At 66.5% G+C, this 14,675-nt stretch carries 14 protein-coding genes; 10 read left to right on the forward strand and 4 right to left on the reverse strand.

Annotated elements, in window-relative coordinates:
- Positions 1 to 17 precede the first annotated feature (17 nt).
- From LOC59_RS13175 to LOC59_RS13190, 4 genes are all read left to right on the forward strand, one after another.
- Complete coding sequence (locus LOC59_RS13175) at positions 18 to 1,742, forward strand: glycoside hydrolase family 13 protein (protein WP_229972496.1); 1,725 nt, start codon at positions 18 to 20, stop codon at positions 1,740 to 1,742.
- A gap of 5 nt (positions 1,743 to 1,747) precedes the next feature.
- Positions 1,748 to 2,791, forward strand: a complete 1,044-nt coding sequence (locus LOC59_RS13180) for a LacI family DNA-binding transcriptional regulator (RefSeq protein ID WP_229972499.1) — start codon at positions 1,748 to 1,750, stop codon at positions 2,789 to 2,791.
- 96 nt (positions 2,792 to 2,887) lie between these two features.
- A complete protein-coding gene (locus tag LOC59_RS13185; protein ID WP_227897521.1) occupies positions 2,888 to 3,259 on the forward strand; it encodes a DoxX family protein in 372 nt (123 codons plus the stop codon).
- Positions 3,256 to 4,206, forward strand: a complete 951-nt coding sequence (locus LOC59_RS13190) for a transposase (RefSeq protein ID WP_229972501.1) — start codon at positions 3,256 to 3,258, stop codon at positions 4,204 to 4,206. Before LOC59_RS13185 ends, LOC59_RS13190 begins: the two co-directional genes overlap by 4 nt.
- Here LOC59_RS13190 and zapE read toward each other — a convergent pair.
- Positions 4,195 to 5,274 carry a cell division protein ZapE gene (zapE, locus tag LOC59_RS13195; protein ID WP_229972503.1) on the reverse strand — a complete coding sequence of 360 codons (1,080 nt, stop codon included), beginning with the start codon at positions 5,272 to 5,274 and terminating at the stop codon, positions 4,195 to 4,197. The genes LOC59_RS13190 and zapE overlap by 12 nt on opposite strands.
- Before the next feature lie 165 nt (positions 5,275 to 5,439).
- On the opposite strand from zapE, the gene LOC59_RS13200 reads away from it, so the two are divergent.
- From LOC59_RS13200 to nhaA, 5 genes are all read left to right on the forward strand, one after another.
- Positions 5,440 to 6,297 carry a hypothetical protein gene (locus tag LOC59_RS13200; protein WP_229972505.1) on the forward strand — a complete coding sequence of 286 codons (858 nt, stop codon included), beginning with the start codon at positions 5,440 to 5,442 and terminating at the stop codon, positions 6,295 to 6,297.
- A 124-nt stretch (positions 6,298 to 6,421) separates the two neighbouring features.
- Positions 6,422 to 6,712 (forward strand): DUF1540 domain-containing protein, encoded by a 291-nt coding sequence (locus tag LOC59_RS13205; RefSeq protein WP_227897517.1) that lies wholly within the window; start codon positions 6,422 to 6,424, stop codon positions 6,710 to 6,712.
- Positions 6,713 to 6,734: 22 nt separating this feature from the next.
- Positions 6,735 to 7,619, forward strand: coding sequence for an HNH endonuclease (locus LOC59_RS13210; protein WP_227897516.1), 885 nt, complete (start codon positions 6,735 to 6,737; stop codon positions 7,617 to 7,619).
- Between the two features lie 14 nt (positions 7,620 to 7,633).
- Positions 7,634 to 8,017, forward strand: a complete 384-nt coding sequence (locus LOC59_RS13215) for an RNA-binding S4 domain-containing protein (protein ID WP_227897515.1) — start codon at positions 7,634 to 7,636, stop codon at positions 8,015 to 8,017.
- A 39-nt stretch (positions 8,018 to 8,056) separates the two neighbouring features.
- Entirely contained in the window at positions 8,057 to 9,880 is a 1,824-nt protein-coding gene (nhaA, locus tag LOC59_RS13220; protein ID WP_229972512.1) for a Na+/H+ antiporter NhaA, read from the forward strand.
- 30 nt (positions 9,881 to 9,910) lie between these two features.
- Here the strand turns inward: nhaA and LOC59_RS13225 are convergent, their stop codons facing one another.
- Both LOC59_RS13225 and LOC59_RS13230 read right to left on the reverse strand, forming a co-directional pair.
- Positions 9,911 to 10,213 carry a hypothetical protein gene (locus LOC59_RS13225; protein WP_227917469.1) on the reverse strand — a complete coding sequence of 101 codons (303 nt, stop codon included), beginning with the start codon at positions 10,211 to 10,213 and terminating at the stop codon, positions 9,911 to 9,913.
- Positions 10,214 to 10,345: 132 nt separating this feature from the next.
- The gene (locus tag LOC59_RS13230) at positions 10,346 to 13,078 is read right to left on the reverse strand and encodes an alpha-amylase family glycosyl hydrolase (protein ID WP_229972514.1); all 2,733 of its coding nucleotides are present in this window, start codon (positions 13,076 to 13,078) and stop codon (positions 10,346 to 10,348) included.
- A 152-nt stretch (positions 13,079 to 13,230) separates the two neighbouring features.
- On the opposite strand from LOC59_RS13230, the gene LOC59_RS13235 reads away from it, so the two are divergent.
- Positions 13,231 to 13,983 carry a hypothetical protein gene (locus LOC59_RS13235; protein WP_229972516.1) on the forward strand — a complete coding sequence of 251 codons (753 nt, stop codon included), beginning with the start codon at positions 13,231 to 13,233 and terminating at the stop codon, positions 13,981 to 13,983.
- A gap of 39 nt (positions 13,984 to 14,022) precedes the next feature.
- Here the strand turns inward: LOC59_RS13235 and LOC59_RS13240 are convergent, their stop codons facing one another.
- A complete protein-coding gene (locus LOC59_RS13240; RefSeq protein ID WP_229972518.1) occupies positions 14,023 to 14,661 on the reverse strand; it encodes a peptidyl-tRNA hydrolase in 639 nt (212 codons plus the stop codon).
- Between the last annotated feature and the right edge of the window lie 14 nt (positions 14,662 to 14,675).

A 14,675-nucleotide genomic window follows, 5' to 3' on the forward strand; every position in this document is an offset into this window, starting at 1 on the left:
CGCCTAGGATTCAAGGCATGCTTAGCTCCATCGCTGCCCCTGAGGGCCTCCTTCCGGGAGCCTCCCTTGTTCCCGTGCATGAGGCCTCCGCCGAACGCGACCGCCAATGGTGGCGCTCCTCGGTCATCTACCAGATTTACCCCCGCTCCTTCCGCGACCTGAACGGGGACGGCATCGGCGACCTGCCCGGCATCACCGCCGAACTCCCCGCCCTCGCCGAACTCGACATCGACGCAATCTGGCTCTCCCCCTTCTACGTCTCCCCCCAGAAAGACGCCGGCTACGACGTCGCCGACTACTGCGACGTCGACCCCCTCTTCGGCACCCTGGACGACTTCGACACCCTCACCGCCACCGCCAAAAAACACGGCATCCGCGTCATCGTGGACCTCGTCCCCAACCACTGCTCCGATGCGCACACCCTCTTCCAGGCAGCCCTCGCCGCCCCCGAAAACTCCCCCGCCCGCGACATGTTCATCTTCCGCGACGGCACCGGAGAACACGGCGAAAACCCGCCGAACAACTGGCAGTCCCACTTCGGCGGCCCCGCCTGGACCCGCACCACCAACCCCGACGGCACCCCCGGCCAGTGGTACCTGCACCTCTTTGACTCCACCCAGCCCGACTTCAACTGGGACAACCCCGCCGTCCACGACGAATTCGAACGCATCCTGCGCTTCTGGCTCGACCGCGGCGTCGGCGGCTTCCGCGTCGACGTCGCCCACGCCCTGATCAAGAAAACCGGGCTCCCCGACTGGGGCGGCCGCGCCGACGGCGCCTCCTCCGAAGGCTTCCCCGGAGAGGCGGCCCCCATGTTCGGCCAGGCCGGCATCCACGACATCTACCGCTCCTGGCGCAAAATCCTCGACGAATACGACGGCGACCGCGTGCTCTGCGCCGAAGCGACCATCGACCCCCTGGACCGGCTCACCGACTGGGTCCGGCCCGACGAAATGCACCAAACCTTCAACTTCGCCTACCTCCACCACCCCTGGAACGCACCCGAACTGCGCCGCATCATCGAAACCAGCCTCACCGCCTTCGACCAGGTCGGCGCTCCCACCACCTGGGTCCTCTCCAACCACGACGTCGTCCGCCACGTCTCCCGCTTTGGCCTCACTGCAGGGCACAACCGGCCGGGAGACGGCCTGGGACCGGAGGATCTGCAGCCTGACCACGACCTCGGGCTGCGGCGCGCCCGGGCGGCCACACTGCTGATGCTGGCCCTGCCCGGCGGCGTCTACCTTTACCAGGGCGAAGAGCTCGGGATGCCGGACCACACCATGCTTGAGCACGGGCACCGGCAGGACCCCACGTTCCACCGGACCGGCGGGGAACGGCTTGGCCGTGACGGCTGCCGGGTACCCCTGCCCTGGCGCGCAGATGAGCCGTCCTACGGTTTCAGCAGCACCGGAGCGGCATGGCTGCCCCAGCCGGAGGAGTGGCGCGAACTGTCCCGGGACGTACAGGCTGCCCATCCGGCGTCGACCCTTGGCCTCTACCGCACCGCCCTGAAGCTGCGGCGCGAACTCTCCCTGGGACACGGGTCCCTCGCGTGGTGGCCGGAGTTCGTAAACGACGGCGTCGTCGCGCTGGTCAACGGCAACGTGCTGGCGGTGATGAACATGGGCACCAATACCGTGCAGCTGCCCGAGGGCGAACTGCTTGCGCAGAGCGTGCCGGAAGCCGGCCAGGACGGCTTCCTGGGGCCGGATACCGCCGTCTGGCTCCGGCTGGCGTAGCGGCAATGGAGCATGGTGCCCGCGGGGCCGGGATCAAGGAAGTCGCTGCTCGGGCAGGGGTCTCGGCGGCGACGGTCTCGCGGGCGCTGAGCGGCAACGGACGGGTCTCCGAGGCGACCCGCCGCAAGGTCCAGGAAGCTGCGGACGAACTCGGGTTCGTCATTTCCTACAACGCGTCGTCCCTGGCCTCCGGGCGCAGCAGGAACATCGGGATTGTCCTGCCAACGGTGGGACGCTGGTACTTTTCCCAGGTCCTCGAGGGGGCGGCGTCGGCCCTGATCGAGGCGGGCTATGACCTCACGCTGTACAACACCAGCGACGGCCCCGGGCACCGCGAGAGCGTGCTGAAGGAGATGCTGCAGCGCAAACGGCTCGACGCCGTCATTACGGTGGCGCTGCGGCTCACCGATGAAGAATTGGGACAGCTCAGGGAAGTCGGCAAACCGATCGTGGCAATCGGCGGCCCGCTGCCGGAAACCCCAACGGTCCGGGTGGACGAATTCAGCATCTCTTCACTGGCAACCCGGCACCTGATTGCCTTGGGCCATACCCGGATTGCCCACATCGGCGGCGGGGAGGAACTCGAGCGTGACTTCCGTATGGGCAGCACCCGGCAGGACGGTTACTTCCAGGCCATGGCAGATGCCGGGCTGAGCGTCGCCCCAGAATGGCTCAGCAATTCGGAATTCAGCGTCGCCGGTGGATTCGCCGCGGCGAAACGGCTCCTGGCGGATCCTGCCGCGCAGGTCACGGGCATCTTCTGCGCTGCCGACGAGATCGCCGTTGGCACGATGCTCGCTGCCCGTGAGATGGGCCTGCGGGTCCCGGAAGACCTTTCGGTGATCGGGATTGACGGGCACGAGCTGGCGGAGGTCTTCGGGCTCACCACGATCAGCCAGGACCCGGCAGGACAGGGAGCATCAGCGGTCGGTGCGGTCCTTGACCTTCTCCAGGACCGCCCTGTCAGCAAGGATCTGCTGCATGGCTTCCACCCCACGGAATTCGTGGTGCGTTCCAGCACGGCCGTGCCCGGCTCGCTGCGGACCTGACCATGCGGACTCTCAGTGGTACCCCGGAACGGGGGCTGCTGGCTAGGATATTGTGACCGGTGCGCTCCGGCGCTGGAGGGGGACAAAGGATCAGCAATGCTGGTGTTTCTATGGGTGGCCGAAATCGTCTTGGCCCTGCTGTACCTGGGACTGGGCGTCATGCGGCTGGTCCAGCCGTACGACAAGCTGGTCCGGGTGCTGCGCTGGCCTGCCGATTTTCCGGCGTGGGCTGTCAAGCTGATCGGCCTCGCGGAGATTCTCGGCGCTCTCGGGCTCATCATTCCCGCCGCAGCTGATGTCGCTCCCATCCTCACCCCCATTGCCGCCTGCGCCCTGGGCATGCTGATGGCCGGCGCCGTCGCCGTCCATCTGCGCCGCCGTGAACGGCAGCGGGTGGCGCTCCCCTGCATCCTCCTGGCGATGAACGTTTTCATCGCCATCGGCCGGTTCGGACCGTACCCGGGGTGACGGCTGCCAGGCAGGGCGCCGGAAGGGAGCCGGGCGAGGTCGTCACGGAACTCTACGGGCTGCTCCCTGCCGACTTCACTGCTGCCCGCAACCAGCACGCTGCTGAGGCCTCCCGGACCGGCGACAAGGAACTCGGCAAGCGGCTGAAGGCCCTGCCAAAGCCCTCTGCCGCCGCATGGCTGGCCAATACCCTGGTGCGGCAGGAAGGACAGGCGATCGCCGATGTCCTCTCACTCGGGGCCTCACTGCGGGAGGCCCAGGCGGACCTGGACCGCGACGAGCTTCGCCGGCTGAACTCTGAACGCCACCGCATGCTGCGCGCCCTGGCCCGTCAGGCCCGGGAGCTGGCCGGGGAAACGGGTCATCCGGTCAGCGCAGCGGTAGCCGCGGAAGTGGAACAGACGCTGTGGGCTGCCATGACGGATGCGGACGCGGCCGCGGCCCTTGCTACCGGACGCCTGGTCCGTGGCTTGGAAGCCAACGGCTGGGAGCCCGTGGACCTGGACGGCGCCGTGGCTGACCCCGGGAGCGCCCAGCCGCTGGTGTCGGCTGGCGCCAGGAACGACGGCGCAGCGCGGCCGTCCCGGCCGGCTCCCGTCCGTGGGGATGGAGAAGGCATGTCCTCCCGGCAACAGCGGGCAGCGCAGGCCAAGGCGCTCCGCAGTGCAGAAGATGCACTGGCATCCGCGAAGGAAACCGCGCGGAAGGCTGAGGAACAGCTTGCCGCCGTCCAAGCCGAACTGGACAGCCAAACCGCTGCCCGGGACGCGTTGACGGACGAGATCGATGACCTCAGGGAACGAATCCGCGAACTCGAACGCGAGGTCAGCACTGTGGACCGGCACCGCGGAACACTGGAGCGCTCCCGCGATACTGCCCGCCGTGAGGCGAGGGCGGCGCGCCGGGCGCTGGACAAAGCCGAGGCCAAGCTCCAGTCACTGCACTGAACCGGCAACCGGCGGCGCGGAGAGCTCCCGCAGCATGCCGAAACGGCTGCTGATCCGGCCCAGGTCCACGGCGTTCCCGGTTCCCGGAAAACGTCCTTCGTAATCAGCGAAGCCGATCACATCCAGCCTGCATCCGGCGTCGTAGAGCACGTCGACCACGTTCCCGAAGCGCTGCCAGGCATACGGATCCGCTTCGGTGAGGGACGGAACTCCGGACACCACCCAGTGCCGGAACTGCCCTGCGAGCGCAAGGTAGTCGGAGGCCGCTGAGCGCACCTCGCAGAGTTCCGCAAAGTGGAACCAGACCTGGTCTCCCGCTGCTCGTGCTGCGCTCAGCGGAACCGGCCCGGGCTGGACTGACCGGGCTTCTTCAGGTTCCGGTTCCCGCAGGCCCGCCTCCCGCAGCAGCGAGGGATAGGGGCGGCGGAGGTGGTATCCAGACGCAAACCCCGTGCTGGGGCGCGTGGCTGCAGGGATACTGCGGTAGTCGACGCCGGCGTTGAGGCATGCGACGGTGAGGTGCCGGTGGATCAGTTCGATGCCCGGCTCAAACAGGTGGTGGAACATCGGGTCCGGGAGCAAGTCGTCCGGGGCATAGTTGGACGTTGCCACGAGGACAATGCCGCGCTCAAGCACCTGCCGCAGCAGGCGGGTGACAAACGCTGCGTCGGCCGGCCCGCTGACGTGGAATTCATCGAAGCACAGCAGGCGGGCGTCGCCCAGCAGCGCATCGAGCCCCTCAGCGAAGGCCGATTGTTCCCGGAATCCCTTCCTGCCGTACCCCTCAAAAGTGCGGGCATGGAGTTCGCGGAAGAAATCGTGAAAGTGCAGGCGGCGCTTCTGCTCCACCGGAACCGCATCGAAGAACGCGTCGAGCAGCCAGGTCTTCCCCCCGCCCGGCGGTCCCCACAGATAGACCGATCCGTCGGAAACTCCGCGGCGCACCGATTCTTCTGCCGCCGCGAGGAGCGGGAGAGCCGCAGCCTGGGCGGCGTCGAGTTCCAACCCCTCTGCTTCTGCTTTGCGGGCCAGGGCGCCTGCAAGGGCGGGCAGCTGCACGGAGGTCATAACCCGGTTATACCCAGCCGCGCACCCGGGCACCAAAAAGGGGGCTTCCCCGGACAGCCACATACCCCGCCGGCCCCACTGTTACGCGTCCCGGACGCTGTACTCCAGCACCGGAAACGGAACGTGAAATGCTGTTCCCGTCAGGCAGAACGATGTGGGGGAACTGTGCACGAACTACTGCGGGTCCTGGATACCTGGACGGTCATACAGGCCACGGCACTTGTTTCAGCAGTGTTCGGTGTGGTGATCGCGGCTCGGGCCTGCTGGGACAACACCGGCCTTCCGGCCTTGCAGGACCGGTACACCGAACTGGTTGCCGCACGTGCTGAGGCCCTCCGCGACAGGTTGCCGGCGCCTTCGGGCCGGAAAAGAACAATCTCGTATGCACGGCGCCTCGGCCTTGCCACCGCGGAGCCGCTGCACGGCTTGGGCTCTTCCGATACCGGATGGCTCAAAAGGATGGAACGGCAGCGGCGTTCCCGGCCCGACAGCAGCCAGCGGGTCCTCGCAGCAGGGGCCCTGGCCCAGCTGCTGAAACGCCCAGGGCTCCTCCGTGAGCAGGAAGAACTCGTCACCGAGGCTTTCGCTCCCGTGGAATCGGCGGTCAGGTCAGCGGGAAGCCTGGCAGAACTCGCGGCCACCCGACGGACCTTTTCACAGTCGGCCGGACAGTTGCTTCGCACCAGTGCCGCACGCCGCTTTGCGGCAGTGTTCCTTCCGGCGATGGCGAAGTACCTCGACTTTGTGGGTCGGGGCAGCGCGTTCGGCCTGGCCCTCGGCGTGCTGCTTTCCGGCGGCATGATTACCGAGAATCCAGTTGTTGGCGTGCTGACGACTGTCTGCGGGCTCGGCGGGGCGATCGTCTACACCGCGATGGTCATCCGGTGTGATGCCCGGTCCTGGCCGGCACGGGACGGGCTCCCCAAGGCCCTCCGCCGTTCCTACCCCGAAGCGTCATTCCTTCTCCGGCTGGCGCTCACTGTCACGGCGGTGCTGACCGCGGTGGCAATACTGCGGCTGTAGGCACCTGTTCCGGCGCACCGGTACCAATTAGAGCCCAAAAATTCGTGCTAATTATTCGCGCATAACGGTGGTACGTTCGGGTTTCGGGCAACATGCACTCCGGCAACCTGCACGGGAGGAACCCATGACTGACCACGTAGCACCCGTTTCCGATTGTTCGGTCCATAACTGCGATTTCAACCACGAAGGCTGCACCGCATATGCCATCACGGTTGGAGGCGCTCCCGACCATGCCAGCTGCGCTACCTTCATAGACACCTCGTCCACCGGCGGGCTGCCGAAGGTCCTGGCCACCGTTGGCGCGTGCCAGCGCGAAGAATGCCGTTTCAATGACCATTTGATGTGCGACGCCCACGACGTACGGGTTGGGCCCGGGGCGGAACTCGCCGATTGCCTGACGTACCAGCCGCGTTGAGCAGTCCCTGGAGGAACCACAGTTGAGCGCTGTCCTTCTCGGCTGGGACCCTGTGTGGCCGGAAGCCTGGCAGCCTGACTATGCGTCGGCCGCAGCCGGTGCGGCCGACGCCGGAATGTTCCGGGCTGTCTGGGACATCACCGGAGCCCCCAGCATTGAGCCAGGAGCGGACACCTGGTTTGTCCTCCCTGGTGCGCATGAAGGCGTAGCCGGCCACGGCGTCGTCGTCTCCTATCCTTACGCCATTTCGGATGCCGAGGCAGATCCAGACGGTCCAGTCACCGTGGTGGACGTGGATATCGACCTTCTCCTCCCGCTCGGAGACCAGATTCCGCTCAGCGGCCTGCTGCCCTCCGGCACCCTTCCGGAGAGCGGAATCCTGCTGCTGGACCGCGATGAGGAAGCTGACCTGCGGGCGGCCTGGGCACTGCAGCTGGCCGCGCTCCCCAGCCCCGCGACAGCTGTCATCCCGGGGACCTTGCCGCAGGAGGCACTGCGGTGGTCCTTGGCCAGCCGTTACGAAAACGACCCGGATGCCATCCGGATCTGCCTGGTCCACCATGGCCCGGCGTGCTCGGCCTGCGGCTTCGAATTCAGGGCTGCCTTCGGTGAGAACGGCTCAGGCATGATGCAGGTCCACCACATCGTGCCCCCGCGCCTGGTGCAGGACGGCTACGAGCTGGATCCGGTCACCGACCTTGTTCCCCTCTGCCCCAACTGCCATGCGATGGCCCATACCGGGTCCCCCGACCCCTACACTCCGGCCGAGCTTCGCCGGTTGTTGGCTGCCCGGGCCGTTCTTCCGGTCCCCCAGGTCCTGGCGGGAAGGCCGGTCACCCCGGAAGACCTCCAGGCACAGGCAGATGCCGAACAGCTGCTGGGCAACCGGAAGCCCGGCGCCGACTAGACTCTGAATCAACCATGAGCATCCCCAGCAGCAGCCCAAAGACCGTGCGTATTGACGCGTGGCTGTGGGCCATCCGCGCCTACAAGACCCGTTCCGCAGCCACTGCCGCCTGCCGTGCCGGGCACGTGAAGCTCAACGGCAACGCCGCGAAAGCTGCGCAGCCCGTCCAGCCCGGAGACACCATCCGGGTCCGGCAGCCGGGTTTTGAACGGATCCTGGAAGTCCGCGGCCTGATCAGCAAGCGCGTCGGTGCGGAAGCGGCCTCGCACTTCTTCACGGACCACACCCCCGAGCGTCCGCCGGCACCGGCCCTGGGCATCCCGCAGCGCGACCGCGGAACCGGCCGCCCCACCAAGAAAGACCGCCGGGAGATGGAACGGCTTCGGGGCGAACGCTAGTCTCTGACGCATCGGCAGTTCCGGAAGGGAGGCCAGCCATTGTCCATCGGCCAGGGCCCTTCCCGCTTGCTCGTCCGGCTGGCAGCGCTGGGGGAAGAAAAACGCGCCGCAGCCCTGCTCCTGATATTCACGGCCCTCGCCCTGCTCTGGGCGAATCTGCCCCAGCTGCCGAGTTACGCCGGGTTTTGGGAGAGCACAGTTGAGGTCCGCGCCGGAAACTGGGACCTGGAGCTGACGCTGCAGGAGGTCGTCAATGACGTGCTCATGGCTGTCTTCTTCTTCATGGTGGGCCTCGAAGTGCGCCGCGAATTCGCGCTGGGGGAACTGACCAACCGCTCACGGGCCATTGTCCCGGTGGTTGGCGCCGCCGTCGGCCTTGCCGTTCCGGCCCTCATCTTCCTGCTGATCGCCGGCAGTACGGAGTACGCCCACGCATGGGGTGTTGTGATCTCCACCGACACGGCTTTCCTGCTGGGTGCGGCGCTTGTCGGCCCGAGGTTCCCCGGACGGCTGCGGGTTTTCCTGCTCACCCTCGCGGTGGTGGATGACGTCGCCGCCCTGAGCATCATCGCCGTGGTTTATACCCGGGACCTGAGGCTTGTACCGCTCCTTGCGGGCTTCGCCGGGCTGGCGGCGGTGGCTGCTTCCCGTTATCTGCCGCGCGGCCGCGGCACGGTTTATGCAATTCTGGCGGCCTGTGCCTGGCTGGCTTTCTACTACGCCGGTGTCCACCCGACCCTGGCCGGTGTCGCTGTTGCCTTGTTTATACCCGTCTTCGCTCCGCGCCGGCATGAGGTTGAACGTGCGGTGGCGTTGACGCAGACCTTCCGCCAATCACCGAACTCGGAGTATGCCCGTGCCGCCGCCGGGAGCCTGCGGGAATCGATCTCGGTCAATGAGCGTCTGCAGAGCACTCTTCGCCCCTGGGTTTCCTACCTCATCCTGCCCCTGTTCGCGCTGGCCAATGCAGGAGTAGTGCTCGACGCCGCTACGCTGGCCTCCGCTGCTGCCTCACCCCTGACGTGGGCGGTATTGGGTGGTTTGGCGGTCGGCAAGTTTGTCGGGATCTTCGGGATTTCTTCGCTCCTGCAGCGGCTGCGGTTGGGCGAGTTCGGTCCGGGGCTTACCTTGGGTCGGATCGCCGGGGGTGCAGCGCTGTCCGGCATCGGGTTCACGATCTCCCTGTTCATCATCAGCCTGGCGATTGAGGACCCCGATGCCCGGAACGACGCCCGCGTGGGAGTCCTTGCCGGCTCACTGGCCGCCTTTGGGCTCGGCACGCTCATCTTCAAAGTCCTGGAGTCGCGGGCACCGCTGGTGCCGGTAGGAAGGCAGCTGGCCCGGCCGGTTGTTCCCGGCAGGGACCACATTGCCGGTGAAGTTGACGCCCCGCTGACACTCGTCGAGTACGGCGGTTTCGAGTGTCCGTTCTGCAGCAAAGCCACCGGCGCGGTGGAGGAGGTCCGCGAACATTTCGGCAGCGAACTTCGCTGGGTCTGGCGGCACCTTCCGCTCACCCGCGTCCATCCGCATGCGGTGGAAGCTTCGGAGGCCTCCGAGGCTGCGGCTCTGCAAGGGCGCTTCAGCACCTACGCAGCCGCCCTGTTCCAAAACCAGGATCGCCTCAGCCCGGCGGATCTGCTCTCATTGGCGGACAACCTGGGCTTGGACCTGGACCGGTTTGAGTCGGACCTGAGGTCAGCGCAGGTCAGCAACCGGGTCAGGGATGACGCCCTGGATGCCGAAGCCATGGACCTGCACTCGACTCCCACGTTCTTCGTGAACGGATCCCGGCACCGTGGTCCGCATGATGCCGCTTCACTGATCCGCGCCCTGGAAGCGAGCCGGCCCGGGGATGCCTAAGGCACTGCCGGGCCGCTCCCGCCCAACAGGTCACATCCCCCGGGAGTCCTCGGCGCAGGACCGGCAAAGGCGCCGGTTGCCCTTTTCCCCGCTGACCATCAGCGCGGGCCGGTTGAACTCCCAGGTCCGCTGAACCACCTGGCACCACCCGGTGTGGTACGCCGTCCCCCGGCGCGTCACGTAGACCTCGCCCGGGCTGAGCACCGGCAGTGTTTGCGCCGTCTGCACCCGGCTGGCGTGCAGCCAGCGGTTCCCGGACAGGACCACCCCGGCGGGCGGGGAAAAGAAATCGATAGCGGAGCTCTTCCTTGAAACTGCGTTATAAGTCCCCATACCCCGACATTAGGAACCCCATCCCGTGCGTTCGCTATAGAAAGACGCAATTTTCGCTCAAGATTGGGCGTGTTTCCCGCTCAAAACGCCGTCCACCCAGTACCGTCCTTGACCCGCTGGACGATCCCGGCCTCACGAGGCCGAGATGATGTGGGTAGCGTGGTCATACCTCCACTCCACACGCCCGCCCGGATGCTCCAGCACCACGTTGCTTCCGTTGCGGACGCCGCCGGCTCCGTAGTTTTCCTCCCAGCCGCCATTCAGTGCTGCCTTGAATTCATAACGTCCGGCAGGAAGGTCGGGAACTGTCAGTGTCCACAGTCCGGTGGCGCCGTCGAACACCATTTGGGCCTGCGGGCAGGCAGGTTCCCAATCACCCGCGCAGCCCAGCTCGCTGTTGAGGCTCCCGGCAACGGCAACTGCCGCCGGCTGGACCACCTCGGGGGTGCCGTAGACGACGGTGCGCACCTCGCTGAAGGACCTCAGCTCTCCGCTCAGCAGCACCGCCCGGTACTGTACCCGGGCGCCTTCGGTCAGACCGAGCTGCTCCAGGTCATCGACAACGGTGTAGGCGGGAGAGGACTCGTCCGCCGCCATCTGCTCCCAGGGCCCGTCCCCGATGCGCCGTTCCATCCCCACCACGTGCGACGGCTTCTCCGGAACCGCCTCTGCAGTGACCGTCACTTCACCGCTGACCAGTGCTCCCTCCCCGGGTGAGGTGATGCTCAAGCCTGCGGCAGGTACGACGGCGGCCACCGTACGGGAGGCAGCCGTGTGCCGCCGATTGTCCAGCACGACCGCGCGGTACTCCAGCCGGGTTCCGGCATCCAGGTCACTCACGTCGTCGAAAACCCGGTACGGTGCCGTGTCATCGGTGCCGATGGACTGCCAGCGGCCTCCGGCAGTCCGTGCCTGGAAGGTCACCTGGTAAAAGGAATCTCCGCGTACCTGCGCCGACACTTCAATCCGCCCAGCATCTTCGGCGCTGACGGCAGGCTGCTGCAGCCGGACGGCTGGAGCATTCCGTGAGCCCGGGATTTTTGCGGTGGCCTTCAGGACGACGGCGGACAGCGGCGGCACTTCGACCGCCAGGTTTCCGCGCCGGTCGCTGTGCAGCCCCCGGGAGGAGGTCCCGTACAGGGCCATAAACTTCTGCCTCGGTGAGGCAGTGGGAATCCGGGCGGACTGGGCCTCGGTGCTGTTGTTCACGGCTACCAGATACTCCCGCTGTTCTCCTGCGTCGATCCGGGAAAAGGCGTAGATTCCGGGGCCGTCACTCGCGTACCGGTTTTGGTGCGCGCCGTCGCGCAGGGCGGGGTGCCTGGCAGTGAGCCGGGCGAGTTCCGCGATCTTCGTGTACAGGGGATGCCCCGTGTCGAAGTTGTCCTGCGCATGCGTGGCATCCGTTCCCAGGAGATCGTCATCCAGGTACTCCTCAACCTGGGAGGCAAACATGCTCTGCCGTGCGTCCTGGTCACCGCCCGGTCCGGTGAACCCCTGCTCGTCACCGTAGTAGATCACCGGATTTCCGCGGGAGAAATACATCAGTTCATGTGCCAGCCGGTCCCTGGCCAGCAGCTCGTCCTCAGCGGCGCCGGGGTTGTCTGCTGCGACGAAGCTGCCGATCCGGCCCATGTCGTGGTTCCCCAGGAAGGTTGGAAGCTGGTAGACATTCGAATCCGCGTCCGTGTACCAGTCATCGGCGGCGAAGAAGGCCTCCAGGTCCGCCGCCGGGGTGGACCGGGAGGCGAAGTTCCGGGCGGCGTCCTGGAACGGGAAATCCAGGACCGACTGCATCCGGGCGCCGGTGGTGAAGTGGGAGGTCCTGGCCCTGGAGGTGTCGAAGACTTCCCCGAACATGAGGAACTCGTCCTTGCCCTTGGACCGTGCGAACTCCAGCACTTCAGGGCCGAATTCCTGCCAGAACTCGTCGTTGACATGGCGCATGGTGTCGATCCGGAAACCGTCGACCCCGAAGTCCGCAATCCACGCCTTGTATATTTCCTTCATCCCGTCCACGACCCGCGGGTCCTCAGTGAAGAGGTCATCGAGGCCAAAGAAGTCTCCATACAGGGAATCCTCGCCGGTGAAGGTGGTGTCACCGCGGTTGTGGTAAAGCGTCACGTCGTTCAACCACGCGGGTACTTTGAGGTCTTCTTCTCCGGCTTCCAGGACGGGCAGGTAAGGAAACGACGACGCCGGGTCCAGTTCGGGGAAGGCAGCGGTCCCTGCGAAGTCCCTGTCGTCGAAGACCTGCCCCGCGGCGTCGCGGTAGGGCAGCTGGTCCTTGGAGACATAGGGTGTGCGGTTGCCCTCCTCATAGCCGATGACGTCCGCTGTGTGGTTGGTGATGATGTCGAAGTACACCTTCATTCCCCGCCCGTGGGCCAGGTCGATCAGGGTCCGCAGGTCTTCGTTGCTGCCCAGGTGCGGGTCGATTCTGGTGAAGTCGGTGATCCAGTAGCCGTGGTAGCCCGCCGAGTTGTCTTCGGGCTGGACGGCCTTGTTCTTGAAGCTGGGCGTGAGCCAGATCGAGGTTGTTCCCAGCCCCTGGATGTAGTCCAGCTGGCCAATCAGTCCCTGCAGGTCTCCCCCGTTGTAAAAGCCTTTGGAGGTGGGATCGAAGCCTGAAACCATCGGGTCCGGGCCCAGGCCGCCGTCGTCGTTGTCCTTAGTGCCGTTGGCGAACCTGTCGGCCATAACGAAGTAGAAGTTCTCATCCGTGACGGGACCGCGCAGTGACTGCAGGCTCCCCTGGTCCGGTTTCGGGTCGTGGCGGGGGTGGGCTGCGGAGGGCGCGGCAGCTCCGCCGGCCGCGAGCGCTGCAGTCAAAGCGAACACCAAAGGCAGATTCCGGGAGTGCATAAGGGTGTCTCCTCATCGAGATCAGTGATGGGCACACCGTAAGCGCCGGATCCGCCCAGCCCTAGGGAAAGTCCCGTTATTCGGTGGGTCCGTTGCCGATTCCCCGCCTGCGTTCCCTGCCGCACTCCAGCTTGGGGGACTATTCTGTCGGCATGCTGAAACGAGTCGCCCGCAAAATTGCCGCAGCGGCACTGGTCCTGTTTGCCTTCGCTTCCGGGATGGTTGTCCTGGGGGTCTATGCGCTGATCAGCTTCGCAGCCTGGGCCGTCTGGGGCGCGGTTCCGCCTGCCTACACGTTCGTGCTCGCGTTCGCTGTACCGCCGTTGGCCATCGCCGCCCTGACAGGGCTGGTCTTCACGGTGCGGAGGACCTCGAAGGGGCTCCAGGCCCGCCGCGGGCTCCGGGTGCAGTCGCAGGCCCGCAGCGCCTCCTGGGAAGCGGCGTGCCAGCGCCGGGACGCTTCGCTCGTGAGCTGGTCCCGCTATGAAACGGACGTATCGCTGCTGATCGAGTACCCGGTCATGACCGACTACTCCGATCCGGTCATCCGCGAAGTCATCGTGGCCATGCAGGGCATCCGGGAGGCGGAGCGCGGAACGGATCCGGACCGGCTGCATCTCGCCGTTGACCGCTTCGACGTCGCACTGCGGACCGCTGAGAATTACGCACGCCGCTGCGGACAGTCACGGCTGACGGAGCAGGAGCGCGGCAAGCTGGCCACAGCCCGCGCGGCACTGAACCTGATCCTCGACGGCGCAGCAGCCCCGTCGGAAGTCGACGGCGCCTACCGCACCCTGCGCGGTTCCCTGCGCGGCATCATCGACCTGCCCGCACCAGCCGCTGCCGACCTGGAATCCCGGGCACGCGAGGCCAGGCGGCTCGGGTCAGCTTCGGTGAGCACCTAAGCAGCCGGCGATCTCCAGCCCACGTCCTCAGGCGGCTAACTAGGCAACAGGCTCCGCGACGAAAGCTGTCGGGGTCCCGGGATCGATTTCAGTCAGGCCGGCATCAACAATCAACGGCCCGGCGCCCGGCAGGGACAAGGCGTGGCCGAACCTCCCCTGCGGGACTTCGAGGACCGTTGCTCCAGGCCGCGCTGCCCATGCCCGCTGGTGCGCGGTTTCCTGTTCCAGGTACCAGGCAAGCAGCGCATGGGCGGCCTGGGCGGCTGCCTTCCCGGTGGACATTCCCAGGTCGCGGTTCAGGATGATCACCGGAACGTCCCCTGCAGGGGGTGCCGGCTGGTCGTCGGGAAGCTGCGTGCCGGAGACCTGGAGGGAACGTACCGCCCGCGGCATGTCCTCATAGCGCTGGGGCTCGAAAGCGGCTGCCTCGGCCTTGCCTATCCGGACAACCCCCGAAGGCGCTTCGGCACAGAGTTTCGCGAACGCTTTTGGTCCGGCACGCCGCACGGTCTTGGTGAAGCGTCCCGAGACCCAGTCCGCCCAGGCATCATCACCGGTCCGGGCAGCGTAGGCGAGGACCCCGGCGACGGCGGCAGCTGCGACAGCGTCGCGGTGCGCTGCAGGTTCTTCCTTGTCGACGCGAAGCAGGATCGGCTGGACGGTATCACTCGGTTGCACCCCTCCAGCTTGCC

Origin of the sequence: Arthrobacter sp. zg-Y916, assembly GCF_020907385.1 — a bacterium.
Taxonomy (GTDB): domain Bacteria; phylum Actinomycetota; class Actinomycetes; order Actinomycetales; family Micrococcaceae; genus Arthrobacter_B; species Arthrobacter_B caoxuetaonis.